This window comes from Solibacillus sp. FSL R7-0682 (genome assembly GCF_038005985.1).
Taxonomy (GTDB): domain Bacteria; phylum Bacillota; class Bacilli; order Bacillales_A; family Planococcaceae; genus Solibacillus.
Genome location: NZ_JBBOUI010000001.1, coordinates 2,279,171 through 2,296,669 on the forward strand (window position 1 = coordinate 2,279,171; position 17,499 = coordinate 2,296,669).

Annotated in this window: 17 protein-coding genes and 2 pseudogenes; 9 read left to right on the forward strand and 10 right to left on the reverse strand. The window is 34.8% G+C overall.

Translation table 11 applies throughout. The features are described 5' to 3' along the window. Positions 1–66 precede the first annotated feature (66 nt). The 3 genes and pseudogenes from MKZ17_RS11605 to MKZ17_RS11615 all read right to left on the reverse strand — a co-directional run. On the reverse strand, positions 67–1,248 hold the full coding sequence (locus tag MKZ17_RS11605; RefSeq protein ID WP_340723894.1) for a hypothetical protein: 1,182 nt from the start codon (positions 1,246–1,248) through the stop codon (positions 67–69). Positions 1,249–1,306: 58 nt separating this feature from the next. Next, positions 1,307–2,035: a YiiX/YebB-like N1pC/P60 family cysteine hydrolase gene (locus MKZ17_RS11610; RefSeq protein ID WP_340723895.1), complete on the reverse strand. Its 729-nt coding sequence runs from the start codon at positions 2,033–2,035 to the stop codon at positions 1,307–1,309. Between the two features lie 399 nt (positions 2,036–2,434). Beyond that, positions 2,435–2,632, reverse strand: a pseudogene (locus MKZ17_RS11615) (tyrosine-type recombinase/integrase); the annotation flags it as partial. Positions 2,633–2,700: 68 nt separating this feature from the next. Here MKZ17_RS11615 and MKZ17_RS11620 point away from each other — a divergent pair. Continuing rightward, on the forward strand, positions 2,701–2,919 hold the full coding sequence (locus MKZ17_RS11620) for a hypothetical protein (RefSeq protein ID WP_340723896.1): 219 nt from the start codon (positions 2,701–2,703) through the stop codon (positions 2,917–2,919). A 377-nt stretch (positions 2,920–3,296) separates the two neighbouring features. On the opposite strand, the gene MKZ17_RS11625 is transcribed toward MKZ17_RS11620, so the two are convergent. The 3 genes from MKZ17_RS11625 to MKZ17_RS11635 all read right to left on the reverse strand — a co-directional run bounded on the left by MKZ17_RS11625 (position 3,297) and on the right by MKZ17_RS11635 (position 5,092). Next, a complete protein-coding gene (locus MKZ17_RS11625; protein WP_340723897.1) occupies positions 3,297–3,791 on the reverse strand; it encodes an RHS repeat-associated core domain-containing protein in 495 nt (164 codons plus the stop codon). Positions 3,792–4,079: 288 nt separating this feature from the next. Continuing rightward, a complete protein-coding gene (locus tag MKZ17_RS11630) occupies positions 4,080–4,496 on the reverse strand; it encodes a hypothetical protein (protein ID WP_340723898.1) in 417 nt (138 codons plus the stop codon). A 308-nt stretch (positions 4,497–4,804) separates the two neighbouring features. Continuing rightward, positions 4,805–5,092, reverse strand: a complete 288-nt coding sequence (locus MKZ17_RS11635; RefSeq protein WP_340723899.1) for a zinc-binding dehydrogenase — start codon at positions 5,090–5,092, stop codon at positions 4,805–4,807. 42 nt (positions 5,093–5,134) lie between these two features. On the opposite strand from MKZ17_RS11635, the pseudogene MKZ17_RS11640 reads away from it, so the two are divergent. Further along, a pseudogene (locus MKZ17_RS11640) lies at positions 5,135–5,323 on the forward strand (winged helix-turn-helix transcriptional regulator); the annotation flags it as partial. 390 nt (positions 5,324–5,713) lie between these two features. Here the strand turns inward: MKZ17_RS11640 and MKZ17_RS11645 are convergent. Beyond that, the gene (locus MKZ17_RS11645; RefSeq protein ID WP_340723900.1) at positions 5,714–6,430 is read right to left on the reverse strand and encodes a 3-ketoacyl-ACP reductase; all 717 of its coding nucleotides are present in this window, start codon (positions 6,428–6,430) and stop codon (positions 5,714–5,716) included. A 77-nt stretch (positions 6,431–6,507) separates the two neighbouring features. Beyond that, on the reverse strand, positions 6,508–8,343 hold the full coding sequence (locus MKZ17_RS11650) for a DNA ligase D (protein ID WP_340723901.1): 1,836 nt from the start codon (positions 8,341–8,343) through the stop codon (positions 6,508–6,510). A gap of 107 nt (positions 8,344–8,450) precedes the next feature. Between MKZ17_RS11650 and ku the strand changes: the two genes are divergently transcribed. From ku to MKZ17_RS11675, 5 genes are all read left to right on the forward strand, one after another. Next, complete coding sequence (ku, locus tag MKZ17_RS11655; protein ID WP_340723902.1) at positions 8,451–9,278, forward strand: non-homologous end joining protein Ku; 828 nt, start codon at positions 8,451–8,453, stop codon at positions 9,276–9,278. A gap of 307 nt (positions 9,279–9,585) precedes the next feature. After that, positions 9,586–10,368, forward strand: coding sequence for an ABC transporter ATP-binding protein (locus MKZ17_RS11660; RefSeq protein WP_340723903.1), 783 nt, complete (start codon positions 9,586–9,588; stop codon positions 10,366–10,368). A gap of 18 nt (positions 10,369–10,386) precedes the next feature. Further along, on the forward strand, positions 10,387–11,304 hold the full coding sequence (locus tag MKZ17_RS11665) for an iron-hydroxamate ABC transporter substrate-binding protein (protein ID WP_340723904.1): 918 nt from the start codon (positions 10,387–10,389) through the stop codon (positions 11,302–11,304). A gap of 111 nt (positions 11,305–11,415) precedes the next feature. Continuing rightward, positions 11,416–12,417 carry a FecCD family ABC transporter permease gene (locus MKZ17_RS11670; protein WP_340723905.1) on the forward strand — a complete coding sequence of 334 codons (1,002 nt, stop codon included), beginning with the start codon at positions 11,416–11,418 and terminating at the stop codon, positions 12,415–12,417. Between the two features lie 52 nt (positions 12,418–12,469). Next, positions 12,470–13,411 carry a FecCD family ABC transporter permease gene (locus tag MKZ17_RS11675; protein WP_340725547.1) on the forward strand — a complete coding sequence of 314 codons (942 nt, stop codon included), beginning with the start codon at positions 12,470–12,472 and terminating at the stop codon, positions 13,409–13,411. A 577-nt stretch (positions 13,412–13,988) separates the two neighbouring features. On the opposite strand, the gene MKZ17_RS11680 is transcribed toward MKZ17_RS11675, so the two are convergent. After that, positions 13,989–15,776: a S9 family peptidase gene (locus MKZ17_RS11680; protein ID WP_340723906.1), complete on the reverse strand. Its 1,788-nt coding sequence runs from the start codon at positions 15,774–15,776 to the stop codon at positions 13,989–13,991. A gap of 249 nt (positions 15,777–16,025) precedes the next feature. Here MKZ17_RS11680 and MKZ17_RS11685 point away from each other — a divergent pair, with 249 nt between their 5' ends. Beyond that, positions 16,026–16,430, forward strand: coding sequence for a VOC family protein (locus MKZ17_RS11685; RefSeq protein WP_340723907.1), 405 nt, complete (start codon positions 16,026–16,028; stop codon positions 16,428–16,430). A gap of 182 nt (positions 16,431–16,612) precedes the next feature. Here MKZ17_RS11685 and MKZ17_RS11690 read toward each other — a convergent pair whose 3' ends face one another. Further along, positions 16,613–16,951, reverse strand: a complete 339-nt coding sequence (locus tag MKZ17_RS11690; RefSeq protein ID WP_340723908.1) for a winged helix-turn-helix transcriptional regulator — start codon at positions 16,949–16,951, stop codon at positions 16,613–16,615. Between the two features lie 105 nt (positions 16,952–17,056). Between MKZ17_RS11690 and MKZ17_RS11695 the strand changes: the two genes are divergently transcribed. Further along, positions 17,057–17,440 (forward strand): RidA family protein, encoded by a 384-nt coding sequence (locus MKZ17_RS11695; RefSeq protein ID WP_340723909.1) that lies wholly within the window; start codon positions 17,057–17,059, stop codon positions 17,438–17,440. Positions 17,441–17,499: the final 59 nt, after the last annotated feature.

The window sequence follows — 17,499 nt, forward strand, 5'->3', positions numbered from 1 at the left end:
ACAGATAGAAAAAACGTGCTGCTGTTGAAACAGCCAAACACGTTTGTCGTATTTACAAATTATTTGTTAGTGTAACACCTTTAAATCATAGGAATACACCCGTTTATTATTCTTAAACTGTAACACTTTATCCAAAGCCAAAATATCAAAAACGTCCGTTCGTTTCCCCTGCTGAAGTGAATACGTTTCTAAGGAATAATCTGACCGCGTATTTTGTTGATACCTTAATACATATAGTTGATTTTCATAAAAATAAGTCTCTTCATTATTCCGAACCTTTGACTTACTTGCATGGTCAATTTCAAATTCTCGAATAATATCATTTGTTTGCAAATCAAAGGAATACACTTCCCCTAACCCATTAATATAATACAACTTCTCTTCATAGATCGTTGCAGAGTTTTTATAATTGTACGGAATTGTTGCAGTTAAATCAGTGTTTTCATATTTAATGAATTCAAAATAATCTTGTTTCCGAGTTATTTTATTTATTCGATAAATGCCTACAGATTCATTTGTCTCACTTTCAATCGTCGATAAAATTAAATAATAAAAATTTTTATCCGCTAAAATCGGCGCTAAAGCTTGCATATTTTCTGGAGAAGCATTTTGAAGAACGCTAATTTCCTTTACTTCAATATCTTCTTCAATAAACACCTCTTGTAATGTATATATATTCTTTTCAAAATCTTGTGTCAAAATGTTTACACGGTCAGCGTTTACACCTGAAGCAACAATATAATGCGGAATACTTCCCGTTTTAATTCCATCCGAAGTACCATAACGCACGTCCGATTGATACCCACCCGAATTAAAGCCTGTATTATAAATGCTAAAGAAGATATCTTGCTTTGGAAGGTAGCCCGTTCTCTCCCCTGTATATTGAGCTTCCTCTAAATGAAACTGTTTCATTTCATCATCAACAAGATGAAATGAATTTTTATCCTCTAATAATAGTTGATCATTACCTATTGCTATACTACCTAATTCCAATCCATTCATTGGAAATACTTTTAACATATGATTTTTTTGAACAAAAACAGCATAGCTTACGCCTTTATTATCATAATCTTGATCTGCAGTCGTTGAAAAATAAATAATTGCCTTCGTATTATTTAGTACATCCTTATTAATGCTTTCTGCAGTAATAATTGAGAATTCTTCCTTTACACTAAATCGAAACAACAATAGACTGAATACTAAAATCGCTATAAGGACAATGCTTCCAATATAAATCATTTTCTTCAAAAAAACACCTCCATAAAGAAGATCGTCTCTAACGAATTAAAGACGATCTTACAAGAGATTATATATTTCTTACTAAAACAGTACCGGGAGCATCACGGACGTCTCTAGGATAAACACCAAGACCCCCATCCACATCCAAATCTAAATTTCCATGTAGCTTATAAGCCGACCAAATTAACTTTGAACAGTTTTTTGCTCCATCGTGACCTGTTAAGCGATTTGTCGCGAAATTATATGAATACGATTGCCCAATTTGAGAATATGCCCAATTTGCCGCATTATTCCGGTTTGTAGTAGATGTTGAGACAGATTTAACAACAGCACCCGAACTATCTACCTTACGCGCAGTTGTAGAAATTTGTCGCACGCCATCGGATGGTACAGACTCAACAATTGTTGTAGTTGCATAATATAAGCCGACATGGCCATGATCTAAGTAAGCTGTTTCTGACGGTGTATAATAGAAATTCCCTTTTGTACTAGACCCTACACTCACCGTTCCACCTGAACCTCCGAAAGTCGAATTCCCCTTCTTTTGTAACGCTGCTTGTTCTGTCATTCCCTTTTCCTGATTGTTTTTTAATTCGCTGTAGATTTTGTCCAATACTTCATTCTCTGTCATACCAGTATTTGAAACGATACTTTCAACATCTGCCATCAATTGTTCCTGCGATACATCCGGTTGAAGCATTAATATGTCATCAACAACTGATGAAGCACCTACATTACTGAATGGGATTAAAAACGTTGAAGCGAACAAAACGAAAGACAAAATAGCTCTCTTCATTTTTCCAACTCCTCGCATTTAGTGATAAGACGCTTTCCAATAAAATTTATTATTAGAAATCGCTTATGTATGCTTATCACAGGCAACTAAGAAGTGGAAAAATCATAAAATAATGACAATCCTCCTTCATTTTTAAAATTATATGATTCATCAATAATATTTATTAATATATTTATTAATATTTTTATTTTTGAGGCTTACGAAATTACAAAGAATACTCTGAGATGCTTAAATTCGACAAGGTGGGGGTCGCAAGTTCGAGACTTGTCGAGACCATTATTTATAGTGCCTGTAAACGTTGATATATCAACGTTTACAGTTTTTTCTTTTTTAATGACTTACTGTCTTTCACATCTTTTTTATGATTTGTCCGCAATTTGTCCGCAAGATTTTTTCCAATTAGTTAGTGTTACTTTGGAGGGCATTGTGAAAAATGTCTGCAATGTCATTATCTGCATTCGGCAATAAATGTGCATAAAATTCTAACGTGATTTTAGGGTTGGCATGACCTAATCGCCTCGAAATTTTAACGATATATACACCTTCTGAAATAAGAATCGATGCATGCGTGTGCCGAATATCATGAAAACGGATGTTTGGTACCTTCGTACTTTTACTCTTAAACTTTTAATTTTTTTGTTAGTTTCTTAGTAGCTAATAAAAAAATGCAGGAAACAATTAATCCCATTAGAGCGCTAGTAAGCCCTGATACTCCAAATGATTTAAATATAAATTTTGTTAATTCAAACAGTAAACCTGCACATCCTAATATTAAGAAGAATAAAAATGGATCTATATTCTTAGCTATAATTGCAAGGATTACACCAAATATTATGAGAGTTATGCTAAACGGTAACATTTTACCTCTTTTTCACCTTTCTTAATTCGTATTATCAATTTCGATAATACTTAATTGCGTAGTAAGACAGATTATACGTAAAAACTACTCCTTCACTTAGGCCTACACCAGCCACTCCTCCGATAATTTTTAAAGCAGCTGTTCTTCCTAATCTCTTAATTAACTGATTTTTTGCAGTCTTTATCAAAGTTCCAGTAAAATTACCTGCAACTTTTTTTATATAACTTGTATATGCTTTTAGACTTTTTTGCTCTGTATTGGCTAAACGAACAAAGGCTATACTGCCAAAGACAAAAATCAAAGTAACTTGAATTATAGTTTCCCCTAATTCCCGAGAACCATTTTCCTATGAAAATTTCTAAAGCTTTCTTAAAACCGTATTTGAGACTGGCCATTAGTTTTTTAGCCGAATACATCCGGATCCACCATCATCACCGGATTATTATTGACATAATTATAGCCGTTCATTGTGATTGGGTTTAGTTTATTTCCAAGCACCGGATCTAGTGACATAAACACCCCTGTATCCAGGTTATAATACCGAGCCATTAGCTTCGTTTCCTCATCAAAGCGATATCCTGCATAACGGTAAGGGTTTTCTTTTGCGATATTAAGTGTATCTAATTTATCTTGCGTTAAAATATTGCCCCATGTGTCGTATGTGTACTCAGCAACGATTGTCCCACTTTCATCCGTTAAAGATAGTACATCCCCACGGTAATTTGTCAGGTAGTAGTAAGTTTTCCCACTATACGTCATTGTTAATGGAAGCCCGTTATCATCATACGTGTAGGCTTTTGTAATTTCGCCACTTGCATCTTCCTCGAATAATACGTGATGACGGAAATCGTGGAATAGAATTTGGGTTACACCTGAAGTGATAATTAATCTTTTCAACGCTCGTAATACTCCGAAAAATTAATACTTTAAACATAATTTTGCAACGTCATTAAAGTTATAAACTATTACATTATGATCATTATACTAATGCTTTTGACCACGAAGTTTTATATGTATTTTCAAAACTACAATTTAATATAAGATTATTCCACGTTCTAACATAATCGTTCACATTACCAACCCTATCCGGGTAATTTTCTTGCTACACTAATTAATGAAAATAAACTATTCATTATTCACCTTTCTATAGCTAACACAGCTTTTTATCCTTTCTTTTAGGAACTTTTAATGGATATGTAATTCAATTAACTCATACCATTTATCTGTCATCTTTTCTGAAATGGTATAAATGTTATGAGTATCATCTATTTTCATTATTGTGCTTTCTTCACCTTTTTCACCAATCCATAAATGAAAACTTTGTTTATTTTCATTTTCATAAACAACATCCATATAAAACTCCGGATTTGCCATCATTGGGAAGCCCTTTATTTTTACACCACTTGTAATTATAGTATTAAAAATTTCTATAGATGCATCATCTTCAAAAATGGTTTCGCTATTTCCTTGTGAATTTGAAATACTAACTTTTATTACTTCTGCATTAAGTTTCAATTTTTCACTGTCTTCCTCTGATTGGCACCCCAAAAGAATAGTTGAAATAAAAGCCAATGATAAAATTAGCGACAAAGTTTTTTTCATATTGTAATATCCCCTAATATACTTCTTATTATTTTATTCAAACGAAGTGTGGTTTAAGAATGATTTCATTGATTACTTTGATAATGTAGAACTGGGTAAATTGCAAAATAAAGAAAGAGCCCAAAAGAGCATATTCGTAAGAAAATAATAGATACAGACCTTAAGTATTTGCTCTTCCACTTTCCATATTATAACTTTTACTTATTTTCTGACTATCTAATCCAGGTAATACAGAAGTTTATCCTTTTAATTTTTAAATGTGTGACATTAAATAATAATTCACTAATAAAAATAGTTTCTTGACATTTTTATAAATTTGGTTGCATCCTAACAATAATTTTCCCTCGAACATGATGTCCTTTTAGTTTTTTCAAACCAGAAGGCAACTCTTCTCGAGGAAGAACTTCATTTATCATCGGATTGAGCGTTCCTTTTTTCACTCTTTGCATTAATTCTTCAGCCATAAAGCTTAAGTTTTTCTTCGCACGAATGGAACCACTAGTGTGAGCAGCACCTAGAGCTATCTCATGTATGGACGGAGAGAGAGAAAAGGGTTTAATGGTTGAAAGGTCAGGCCTTCCCGCAATGTAAGACAATTGTCCAGAAAATGCTAACCTTTTTAAGTCTTCAGTAGCTTCAGGAAAATGTTAACACAGCAATTACGAGAGTTAGAAAAAGACGGAATCGTTAATCGTTTTGTATATCAGCAAGTACCCCCTAAAGTAGAGTATTCACTATCAAATACAGGAGAGTCTTTAAGAGAGGTTCTAAACATCATGTGTGCATGGGGAGAAAAAAGAATGACAAACAAAATATTAAATAATTGATAGCAATAATATTTAATATTTTCTTATTCAACAATACGGACCCTTTAAGAAAAACGAGCGCTGATTCTAATTAGAAGCCCTTGTAAGTTTAATTGATATTAAATGAAATAGAATCAAGCGGTAGGAATGTCAGCCTTAGTTTAAAAATTATTATCGGTGATGTGGTTGTCACTTAATTATCTTAGCTCCAAAAAACGATATGGATCTACATGAATGTTTAAATACTGCCTAATACTGCCTATGACGAAATCAAAGGTCGAACAGGGTAAATGGTGAATTGGTTTTATTTAAGTCTAATACACACAAATCCATTTGTTATTCATACATTATAAAGCCGGTGATATTTTACAAATAAAATTTCACCGGCTTTTTGATTTTTTAAAATTACGATTATGGATTATTTGACCATAAACCAGCAGTTTTTAAAACGACACGTTTCGGCAGTTTTACACTTGTGACAATTAATTCTGCTAAATCTTCTGCTTGCATGACTTTTTCTGGATTGCCATCTGTTAAGTTTAACTCAACTGCCATATCTGTAGCGACTGTACTTGGAGTTAATGTGACAACACGAATATCCGATTTACGTACTTCCATCATTAAAGACTCACTCATTCCAATTACTGCTGCCTTTGACGCCGAATAAGCACTTGTAATCGGAGCACCCTTTTGACCAGCCGTTGAAGAAATATTAATAATCTCACCGGCATTGCGCTCTAACATTTGTGGTAGCACCGCACGCGTTACATTATAAACACCCATAACATTTACATTAATAATATTGAAAAATTCTTCCGGCGTTAAATCTAAAAATTTCCCGAATTTTGAGATTCCTGCATTGTTAACTAAAATATCAATTGATCCTAGTGTATCATTAATTTTAGTAACCGCTTCTTCAATATGTTGTAGATTTGTTACATCTGCTGCAATGGCAATTGTTTTAACACCATATCCTTCAATTTCTTTCGCTACAGCATCTACATTAGCTTGACTACGGCCAATCAATGCAATATGAACTCCCTCTTTTGCTAAGGCAATACTTGTTGCTTTACCTATACCACGTCCAGCACCAGTAATAAGCGCAACTTTACCTTGGATTGATTCCATATTTATCCCTCATTTCTTTCTAAATATATACTAGTATAACAATGATTACCCTTCATTGCCTATAAAATGAATTATTTTTAACTTAAACCTTTTAATTGATTAAGTACCGATTGAAAAGCTTGCTTCTCTCCTATTTCTCTAAAGTCATTAAAAGGGTCTCCCAATTGAACTATTCGTTCCATGACATAGTGAATCGTATACTTCTCAGGTCGTAGTTGCTCGTTCACTTCTTTCCAATTTAAAGGCGTAGCAACCAACCCATTTTCATTTCCTCGTGTTGAATATGGTGCGATAATCGTTTTCCCTTCACGATGCTGTACATAATCTAAATACAACTTATTTCCTCGGTTCTTCTTAAGTCGTTCGATTGTAAACATATTGGGATATTGTTGAACTAAAAATTTGCATACAAACTCCGTGAAAATGCCAGTTTCTTCATAGGAGAATCTATTCATAGGTAATGGAATATAAATTTGCATTCCCTTTCCCCCCGAGGTTTTGATGAAAGATTTCAGCTGAAATTGATCAAAAATTACTTTCATCTTTAAAGCGGCGTGAACTGCCAAATGAAATTCATCTACAGATGGCGGATCTAAATCAAACACAATTTCCGTTGGCATTTCGGTAAGAATTGGCTGAAATGGAATATGAAATTCGAGTGCGAGTTGATTTCCAAGCCATAGCAAAGTTTCGATATTGTTACATACAGCAAAATTTGTATTTCCCTCAAAATGTGTATGCACAAATTCCGGTATATTTTCATAGTTTTTTTGATAAAAGCTCTCTCCTGGCACTCCATGTGGATAGCGAATAACCGTTAATAATCGGTCCTGTAAAAAAGGCAGCATATAGGGTGCGATTTTTTGGAGATATAATAAGTAGTCATCTTTTGAAAGGCCCTTCGCTTTAAAAATAGGCTTATCTGGATGAGTGACGACAACACTTTCTGGTATTGGATGTAATTGCCGTTGCATTTGTTGCCAATTACAAGTTTCAGGTGAGACGTTATGGTTGAATGTATGAAATTTTGGTTCCCTTAGCTTACTACCATCAAAATCAATACAAGCGACTGTTACGCATATGGATGCGGGAAGTTCCCACACACCTTCCTTTTGTAAAGTGCCATATTTTTTAAACAGTTGGATTAAGATTTTTGATTCTTCCTCACTTAAACCATGTTTAAATGTCACGACCTCTGTTAATTCATCCTCTTTATAAATGGCAGCATGAAAAAAATGATTGGTAGAATCAAATTTAGTTAAAATAACCATTACATGTTTCCAATGTTTTATTTTCAACCAATTTTTCGACCTTGTGTCTTCTTGCCATTTACTTGTACTTTTTTTTGCGATTATACCTTCACCATTATACGTTTTTACTTTTTGCCATAAATATGTAGCATCTTCAAAAACATTAATGACTTGTAATCGTTTCGTATTTTTGTAATTGATGCTTTTTGGAAGTCCAATTGTTTCAAATAAGTCCGTTAATAGTTCCTTACGTGTATTTAAACGGCTAGTTGTTTTCAGTTTGCCATCATATTTCAACAAATCAAACGCAATATAATGACAAGGAAATGCTTTCGCATGTGTTTTAATGCTTTCAGCGTTTTTCATTCTTCCTCGCTTTTGAACAATAGAAAAATTACTTTGAAAATTATTCGTTAAATATACCAATTCCCCATCTAGTAAAAGCGGTAAATATGGTTCAAAATGCGTGTAATTATCCTCACAAAATTGAATGATTTCTGGAAACATTGGATTAAGTAAATGGTTGTTTCGGCTTTTCAAAACCGGCCTTTGCTCCCCTTTTTCCCAAGCTAAAAGACAACGAAAGCCATCATATTTTGTTTCGTATAACCATCCATTCCCTACTGGAATTTCAGTTGAATCCGTTAATAACATTGGTTTCAAATTACACTGCCCGCTTTCATTTTTAGTAGTAGTTTTTGTTTTTTTGTCATAACGATACATAAAAATATTTAATTGGCACCATAGTAATGAAAAATGAGGTGACAATATTGCATACTGTTTGGAAAGGTAGCATAAGTTTTGGTCTAGTTAATATTCCAGTAAAGCTACATGCAGCTACTGAAAATAAAGATGTGAAGCTCCGACAGCTTCATAAGGAATGCCACACACCGATTAGCTATAAAAAAGTGTGTGAAGGCTGCCAGAAAGAAGTGAAAGAAGAAGACATTGTAAAAGCTTATGAATATACGAAAAATAAATTTGTCGTATTAGATGAGGAAGACTTAGAAAATTTGCGGAAAGAATCCGAAGACAAAGCCGTTGAGATTATCGATTTTGTAAAACTAGAAGAAATTGACCCTATTTATTTTGAAAAGACTTACTTTTTATCTCCTGATACAACCGGTGCAAAAGCGTATGCATTACTTCGAAAGACATTAGAGGAATCTGGTAAAATCGGTGTTGCAAAAATAACAATTCGAGCGAAAGAACAATTAGCAGTAGTGCGTGTTTATAAGGACACTTTAGTAATGGAAGTCATTCATTTTCCTGACGAAGTACGTAGTGTTAGTGACGTTCCAAATATTCCACAAATTGATACGGTTGTCCAAAAAGAGCTTGATACCGCATTAATGTTAGTTGAACAATTAACGACTGTGTTTGACCCTACAAAATATACAGATGAGTATCGTACAGCTCTCATGCAATTAATCGAGGAGAAAAAAGCAGAAGGTACGGGCACAGTTACTGCGAGTGATAAACAACCCCTGCCCGATAATGTAACTGATCTCATGTCTGCCCTTCAAGCGTCATTGGAAAAAACGAAGAAGAAGCCAGCGCCAAGAAAACGGTCCACGAAAGCAAAAAAGAACGCTTAATTTCATCAAACAATCCCCTTGCTAACTTTATAACACAAAGTAAACACTAAACACCTTTTGTTGATACACAGATTTCTTAGGATCGTGATATCAATGGAAAGGTGTTTTTCACCTGTTTTGTTGATTGATTTAACAGCGTTTTAATCTAGAAAACTCCCAGCAACTCACCCTATTATTTTTTTCCGTCAATAAATTAATTAACTGTTTTTTAAAATTTTTATTGACACATTGTATAGAACAATTATAATTACGCTTATGGCGAATGTGATTATCATTCTCAATTAGAAAATAGAAAGGAGGGGCTTCCATGCGATTACGTGTTGAAAATCTACGTGTAGGTTATAACGGTCAAACTATTGTTCATGATTTAACAATACAGTTCCCCGATGGAAAAATAACAACCATAGTCGGTTCGAATGGCTGTGGAAAGTCGACATTATTAAAATCGATTACCCGCATTATTCCACATGATACTGGTAGCGTTATTTTAGACGGTGAAAATATTCATAAGATGAATACAAAAGCTTTAGCAAGACAGCTCGCTATTTTACCGCAAAGTCCAGAAAGTGCAAATGGCTTATTAGTGGAAGAGCTTGTATCATACGGTCGCTTTCCCTATCAAAAAGGTTTTGGTAATTTAACAAACAAAGATAAAGAAGTCATTGATTGGGCATTAAACGTAACCCATACTGCTGAATTTCGAAAACGACCTGTAGACGCACTATCAGGTGGGCAACGTCAACGTGTCTGGATCGCCATGGCACTCGCACAAGAAACGAATATTATCTTTTTAGACGAGCCAACAACTTATTTAGATATGGCACATCAATTAGAAGTATTGGAACTTTTGCAAACACTGAATGCGACAGAACAACGGACAATTGTCATGGTGCTACATGATTTAAATCAAGCAGCCCGTTTCTCAGACTATATAATTGCCTTGTCGCAAGGTCTTTTAGTAAAAGCTGGTACACCGGCTGAAGTGATGACACCCGATGTACTACAAAAAGTTTTCCAGATTGATGCCGTAATTGGTGAAGATCCTCGTACACAAAAGCCAATGTGTATTACGTACAATTTAGTCAAATAAAAACAGGTAGGTGCAATGATGAAAAATTGGTTATTTGCAATTATAGCGTTATTTGTTGTGGTTTTAGCAGCATGTAGTTCATCAAATGATGAGAAAGATACTGCAAACAGTGGAGTTGGGTCTGATACGATTACATACACAACGTCAAAAGGTGAAGAAATTGAAGTACCAAAAGATCCTAAGCGAGTTGTAGTACTATACGGCTTTGTCGGTACATTAAAAACGTTTGGTGTACCAACTGTTGGTGCAGATGCATGGTCTATGCAAAATCCTGAATTTGATGAGTATTTAAAAGATGCAATTGAAGTATCAAATGAAGAAATCGAGAAAATCGTCGAGCTTGAGCCAGACTTAATTTTAGGTTTAGACACTGTTGAAAATGCTGACAAGTTAAAAGAAATCGCACCAACTGTATTATTCACATACGGAGAGTATAGCTATTTAGATCAAATTGTTGAAGTTGGTAAAGTTATTAATAAAGAACAAGAAGCAAAAGATTGGGTAGCTGATTTCGAAAAACGTGCAGTGGAAACAGGGAAAGAAATTAAGGCTAAAATTGGCGCTGATGCAACTGTATCCGTAATTGAAAACTTCAATAAGCAAATTTATGTTTACGGAGAAAATTGGGGCCGTGGTACGGAGCTATTATATCAAGCTATGGAATTAGAAATGCCTGCAAAAGTAAAAGAAACAGCATTAGAGCCAGGCTATTATGCCCTATCTTCGGAAGTAATTGCTGATTTCGCAGGTGATTATTTAATCGTAAGTAAATTCGAAGAGCAAGACAATTCATTTATGGATACAGCAGCTTTCAAAAATATTCCTGCTGTTAAGGATGGCAAAATGATTGTTGTAGATGCAAACCGCTTCTACTTTAATGATGCCTACACATTAGATTACCAATTAAATGTTTTCCGTAAGGCATTTTTAGAGTAGTCTTTGACAATTAAACATAAGTATTCGAAGACAAAGTCAATTTTGGCTTTGTCTTCCCTTTTATAGCTTTCATTTATACGCTATAAAACTATCAATAGGAAGTGATTGTTTATGAGCAGGATTCAAAAAATCCCACTATCTATTCAACTATTTATTGCAAGCGCACTGTTATTGCTTACGATGTTTTTTGGCGTATCATTTGGTGCGGCAGATACTTCTCTTTCCAATGTATGGCATGCGATTTGGTCAGATAATAGTAGTGAACATGCAAGTATTTTGCGTGAAATTCGCTTTCCACGCGTTATTGCTGCGGTTATCGTTGGCGCAGCCTTAGCAGTAGCAGGTGCAATTATGCAAGGGATGACACGTAATCCTCTTGCAGATCCAGGCTTACTCGGTTTGACAGCAGGTGCAAATTTAATGCTAACAGTAGCAATTATTTTTTTACCATCCTTAAACTATATTCCAATTATGCTTGCTTGCTTTCTAGGAGCTGCTATTGGTATGGTACTCGTTTATAGTGTAGGTGCTTCCTCTAAAGGTGGCATGTCGCCATTAAAGCTCGTACTTGCAGGTTCAGCTATTTCAATGTTTTTACAAGCGCTTGCAGAAGGATTAGGGATATTATTTAAAGTGTCTAAGGATGTATCCATGTGGACTGCTGGAGGTTTAATCGGTGTTACGTGGCAAGCATTAGTTGTTGTACCATTTGTTATTGTTGCGTTGCTTTTAAGTATCGGCTTTAGTCGCCAACTAACAATTTTAAGCTTAAATGAAGAAGTTGCTGTTGGTTTAGGCCAAAAAACATTTTTAATTAAGACGATACTATTTGTTGTCGTTGTTGTGCTAGCAGGTACGGCGGTTGCAATTGTTGGCAACTTGGCCTTTATCGGGTTAATGATTCCCCATATCGTTCGTGGACTTGTCGGTGCAGATTATCGAGCGATTATTCCAATGTCAATTTTAGTTGGTGCGATATTTATGGTTAGTGTAGACGTTATTGGGCGCACGTTATACGCTCCGTTTGAAACACCGATTGTTGCATTGGTTTCAGTTATTGGACTACCTTTCTTTTTACTATTAATCCGCAGAGGAGGTCGTTTCTTTGCGTAGAACCGAAGCCTTTTTACCATGGCTATTTAGTAGTATCGTACTTTTATGTATTATGATTGTGCTCGGTTTATCATTTGGCTATTCTTCTGTGTCATTTGATCGACTCTTCCCTATTTTAATGGGCGATGGCTCGTTTAAGGAAAACTTTATTTTATATGATGTGCGGATGCCTCGTGTTTTAGTTTTATGTTTAGCAGGCATGGCTTTAGCAATGGCCGGCTCGTTATTGCAAAGCCTAACACGTAATGACTTAGCAGACCCAGGTATAATTGGAATTAACGCTGGCGCTGGAGTCGGCATTACAATTTTCTATTTATTCGCAAGTGATAGTATGGGCAATTTCGCTTACATGCTACCATTAGTAGGCTTTATTAGTGCGTTGCTAACGGCTCTTTGTATTTATTTATTCGCATACGAGCGTCATCAAGGCATCCAACCTTTTCGACTCGTATTAGTAGGTGTCGGATTCGCGACTGCTTTATCTGGATTAATGATTTTATTAATTTCTTCTGCAGAGCGTTCAAATGTCGATTTTATTGCAAAATGGCTTGCCGGTAATGTTTGGGGTGCAGACTGGCCATTTGTTTTAGCCTTAGCTCCCTGGCTTGTAGTATGTATTCCGGTCGTACTATATAAAGCAAATGCCTTAAATATTTTAGCATTAAGTGAGCCAACTGCTATCGGCTTAGGTATTTCTTTAAAAAGAGAGCGTTATTACTTACTTATTATAGCAGTAGCACTTGCAGCAGCTGCTGTATCGGTTACAGGTAGTATCGGCTTTGTTGGTTTAATGGCTCCACACATTGCAAAAGCACTTGTTGGGCCTCGCCATCAACGCTTTGTACCCCTAGCCCTATTCATCGGTGCAACTTTACTTGTTTTTGCCGACATGCTCGGTCGTACATTAATAGAAACTGCTTCAATTCCTGTTGGTATTGTTGTTTCTATTATCGGTGCACCTTATTTCTTATATTTACTGAAAAAGCGTAGCTAATATGGAAAAGAAAACACTCACAGCATTTTTTTCTCCTATGCTATATCCATAAAAAAAGCGGATTTGGAAAAACAACACGTTTTCTAAATTCGCTTTTACTTATTGGGCGCTATCTTTCCAAATAAAGTAGTAGCAATAAAATAGTGATGGTACAACCGCTATTACTGTAGAAATTAATGCGAGTTCTAAATACAGTGAATGGACTGAAAATGTTGGTTATTTCAAATCAATAACATCGGTTATTGGATTTATACCTATTGAAGCTAATATAAAAATAAACGTTATTTCCATTCCAGTATCTCGTATTTTTTTATAGTAGTTGGAAAAGTCACTTCTTTCCCAAAATAAGAAAATTGAATTTCGACAATAAAAAACTGATAGACTTTTTTTTGGATGATAAACCCGATTGTCCCGATGAAGACAATAAGAAGTAATGTTAAGATGGAAGATTGAATAACCGCTGATAAAAGAAAATAGACACTAAATAGTGTAAGTAAACTGATGAAGAGAAAAATAATATGCCGCATTGATGTATCCTTTCTAAAAGCCCTCATTCATTAAGAATGAAGGCCACATTTTAAAGCTGTTCTTTAAAGAATTCTAGAATTTTTGAGTATACAAGAATTTCATTTTTCTTTTTTGAAAAGCCATGACCTTCGTCATCTAATACAATATATTCAACAGGACGGCCTTTTTTATTTAACGCCTCAACAATTTGATCTGACTCCGCTTTAACGACACGTGGATCATTCGCACCTTGGATTACAAGCATCGGCTTTGTCATACCATCTAAGTACGTAATTGGAGAATCCGCTATTAGGCGCTCTTTATCACGCTCTGGGTGACCTACCCATTGATCCATAAATGATTTCCAAAACTCAGGTACAGAGTTAATGAATGAGAATAAATCACTTGGTCCAAAAATATCAACGACAGCTTTGAACGCATCGGCATGGCGCCCATGTAAAAGAAGCGACATATAGCCACCATAGCTTCCACCTAGTAATAACATTTTATCTGCATCAACATAGTTGTTTTGTATAAGCCAGTTTACGCCCTCCATATTATCTAAGCGTGGTCCATGTCCCCAGTCACCTTCTACCATTTTCATAAATTTTAAACCGTAGTTAGATGAGCCACGGAAATTCGGTGCAAAGATCGAATACCCGCGATTAAGGAGTACTTGGAACATCGAACGGAACCATTTTCGTTCTAATGATTGAGGTCCACCATGTGGCCATAAAATAACGTGACCATTGTTGTTTTGGTCATGAGCACGGAAGAATAGCGCTTCAATTTCTAAACCATCAAACGAGGGATACGTAATTACTTCAGGTTCTACTAAATCCTCATCTCGCACTCCAGGTACGCGGAATTTCGTTAATTCTTCCCAAGTTAGCCCTTTATCTTTTGACACAAAGACATTTGACGGGCGAGTTGATGATCGACCTTTCATATAAATGTTGCCGGATTTTGTAACGACTATTTTTTCTACTACGCTTGTCGGGGTTAATAAAATTGAATATTCGTTCGTTGCTAAATCATAGCAATAAAGGCGATCTTCAACACCATATGAACCTAGTAAATATAATTTATTCTCTTCTTTAGCAAATTTTATTTCTGTAAAATCTTCTTTCTCTAATTGTAAAACGGTACTGAATTCCTTGGTTTTGATATTATACTTTGCCACATAAGCTAAATCCGCTTCATAGTTTGTAACAAAATAAATTTCATTCTCTGAAATATAAGTAATTGACGAAACCGTATGCTGTTCTTCGGTTTTAGGCGTCAATAAGAATTGCTCTCCATCTACATGCACAAATCCTAAACAATATGTATTCCCGAATTCTTTTATGGAAACAAAGGTGTTTTCTGACGGGCTCAATGCAAAGATGAATGTTGGCGCATCAGATCCTTCAAGTAATAATGTTGTTTCTTTCGTTTCAAAGTTATATACATAGTTGTTTAAATATTGCGCATTACCTTTAGTAGTGGCGTAATAAATTCGTTTTGCGTCTTCTGACGTATACGCTAAAAAGTGACGTTCTCCTTCGTTTTGAATAAGTGGCAAAAGCTTCCCGCCTTCAGGAGATAAAGCGTAAATTTGCGTATTTTCATCTCCATCTCGATCAAAACCGACGAAAATGAAATTCCCCGTTTTTGCATAATCAAGTGTATTTGCAGATTGATTATTAAATGTTAATGGATAAGGAAAAAGGTTTGGCAAGTCCATTCCCCATAGATTAAAATGACCGTTAATATTTGTACTAATAATTAACTGTTTTTCGTCATGGCTAATCGTAAAATTTTCAACCGTTAACGTTTGAAAAAATTGTTCTACTTCCGGTTTACCAAATTCCAACATAAATTACCTCTATTCTATATAGTTTGTTTAGCTTTAAACTCGTTTTTTCCGAGTCATTTTCCCTGACCCTTTTATATTTTCGGTAACTGGAATAAATCTCCTTCTTCATTCATTAAATTTGATAAATATATTTCCGAAGGTGCAAATTTATTTATATACATTAATGTTGATTAAAAGCTTACTTTCTTCACTTCTTCTAAATTGATATAATCATTTAATGAACAATAATCCATTTAAAAGAGGTATTTTATGAAAAAAAGTTTTGTGCATCATTTATGCATCCAAACAAATACATATTTTGAATCGCTAAAATTCTATACGGAAGGGCTAGGCTTCACATTAGTTCAAGAGTCCCCAGATTTTCATGGGCGTAACTTTAATACATGGATTCAATTAGGTGAATTTTATATTGAATTGCAAACTGGGAAAAAGGATGAAATACTTCATCATGTAAACACAAATTCTGAAGGTCTTATTCATTTTTGTTTATGGGTGGAAGATTTACAAGCAGAGGTATCACGGTTGTGTGAACTGGGCATCGAATTTTTATTGAAGAATAATGAATTCATTTACCAAGTTGAAAATGGGTATTTATGCAAAGTAAAAGCACCCGAAGGTACAATAGTTGAACTTCGTAGCAACAAAGGAATTTAATCCCCTATTCTAAAATAAGCTTAAATTTTCCCTTTACGCATGTTGATGTTAAAAGCATGCGTAAAATGGGTTCCGCATTAACTCGAACTCATTTATAGTTTTCTTCATCTACCTTTAAATCATTGATAACAATGCTTTATCATTTCTAGATTAACTTTTTTGGTGTATTGCCTCTAAGCAAATTACTTATTGTAGTTATTTAAACCCCACTCACATAACTGTTCCAACACTGGTAGTAATGTTTCTGCTTTTTGTGTAAGACTATACTCCACTTTAGGTGGAACTTGAGGATACTCTTTCCTTATAACCATCCCATCTGCTTCCAATTCTTTAAGTTGCGAACTCAATGTTTTATAAGTAATAGCTCCTATTTTTCTTTTTAAGTCATTAAAGCGTACTGTTTGGTTTTCTGCCAATAAGTAAATAATCAGCATTTTCCATTTACCCCCAATTACCGATATTGTATAACCAACTGGTGTTTCTTGAACATTACCCTTTTCAATATAGTCAGACATTCCCATATTAACACTATCCTTTCAGGTAGTACCTATCAAAAAAGTGCGTACTATTTATTTATTTTTGTCCATTTTATACTTAGCTTACTTACTAGTAAAGGAGAGAACAAGATGTCTAAAGTTAAAACTTACAATCATGACCTATGGGATCATGGAATTACACAAGGTTACATTGTTAACGGCACAATCTACATTTCAGGTCAATTTTCACATAATATGGAGGGGATTTTTATTGGTGAGGGTGATATTGAAGCGCAGACGCAACAAACACTTAAAAATCTAGATCGCGTACTTGAAGGCCTAAAAGTATCGAAGTACAATCTCGCTTATCTCGAAATCTATTTAACAAATGCAAAAGACCATACTGAGCCTGTTATTCGCCTTTTTAAAGAATATATTGGACAACATCGTCCTGCTGGCAGCCTCATTGGTATAAGCGATTTAGCATTTCCAGGACAATTAATTGAAATAAGCGCTATCGCACATAGTGATTAAAATTATTTTGGGATGAAAGTCGAAAATTAATAAGATGATTTTAAATTTATCCACTTTGC

Bases quoted from the DNA above. Each gene is read 5' to 3' on its own strand.
- MKZ17_RS11610 (WP_340723895.1), bottom strand. From the start codon at position 2,035: ATGAAGAGAGCTATTTTGTCTTTCGTTTTGTTCGCTTCAACGTTTTTA.
- MKZ17_RS11620 (WP_340723896.1), top strand. From the start codon at position 2,701: ATGCAGGAAACAATTAATCCCATTAGAGCGCTAGTAAGCCCTGATACT.
- MKZ17_RS11630 (WP_340723898.1), bottom strand. From the start codon at position 4,496: ATGAAAAAAACTTTGTCGCTAATTTTATCATTGGCTTTTATTTCAACT.
- MKZ17_RS11645 (WP_340723900.1), bottom strand. From the start codon at position 6,430: ATGGAATCAATCCAAGGTAAAGTTGCGCTTATTACTGGTGCTGGACGT.
- MKZ17_RS11660 (WP_340723903.1), top strand. From the start codon at position 9,586: ATGCGATTACGTGTTGAAAATCTACGTGTAGGTTATAACGGTCAAACT.
- MKZ17_RS11665 (WP_340723904.1), top strand. From the start codon at position 10,387: ATGAAAAATTGGTTATTTGCAATTATAGCGTTATTTGTTGTGGTTTTA.
- MKZ17_RS11670 (WP_340723905.1), top strand. From the start codon at position 11,416: ATGAGCAGGATTCAAAAAATCCCACTATCTATTCAACTATTTATTGCA.
- MKZ17_RS11675 (WP_340725547.1), top strand. From the start codon at position 12,470: ATGATTGTGCTCGGTTTATCATTTGGCTATTCTTCTGTGTCATTTGAT.
- MKZ17_RS11680 (WP_340723906.1), bottom strand. From the start codon at position 15,776: ATGTTGGAATTTGGTAAACCGGAAGTAGAACAATTTTTTCAAACGTTA.
- MKZ17_RS11685 (WP_340723907.1), top strand. From the start codon at position 16,026: ATGAAAAAAAGTTTTGTGCATCATTTATGCATCCAAACAAATACATAT.
- MKZ17_RS11690 (WP_340723908.1), bottom strand. From the start codon at position 16,951: ATGGGAATGTCTGACTATATTGAAAAGGGTAATGTTCAAGAAACACCA.
- MKZ17_RS11695 (WP_340723909.1), top strand. From the start codon at position 17,057: ATGTCTAAAGTTAAAACTTACAATCATGACCTATGGGATCATGGAATT.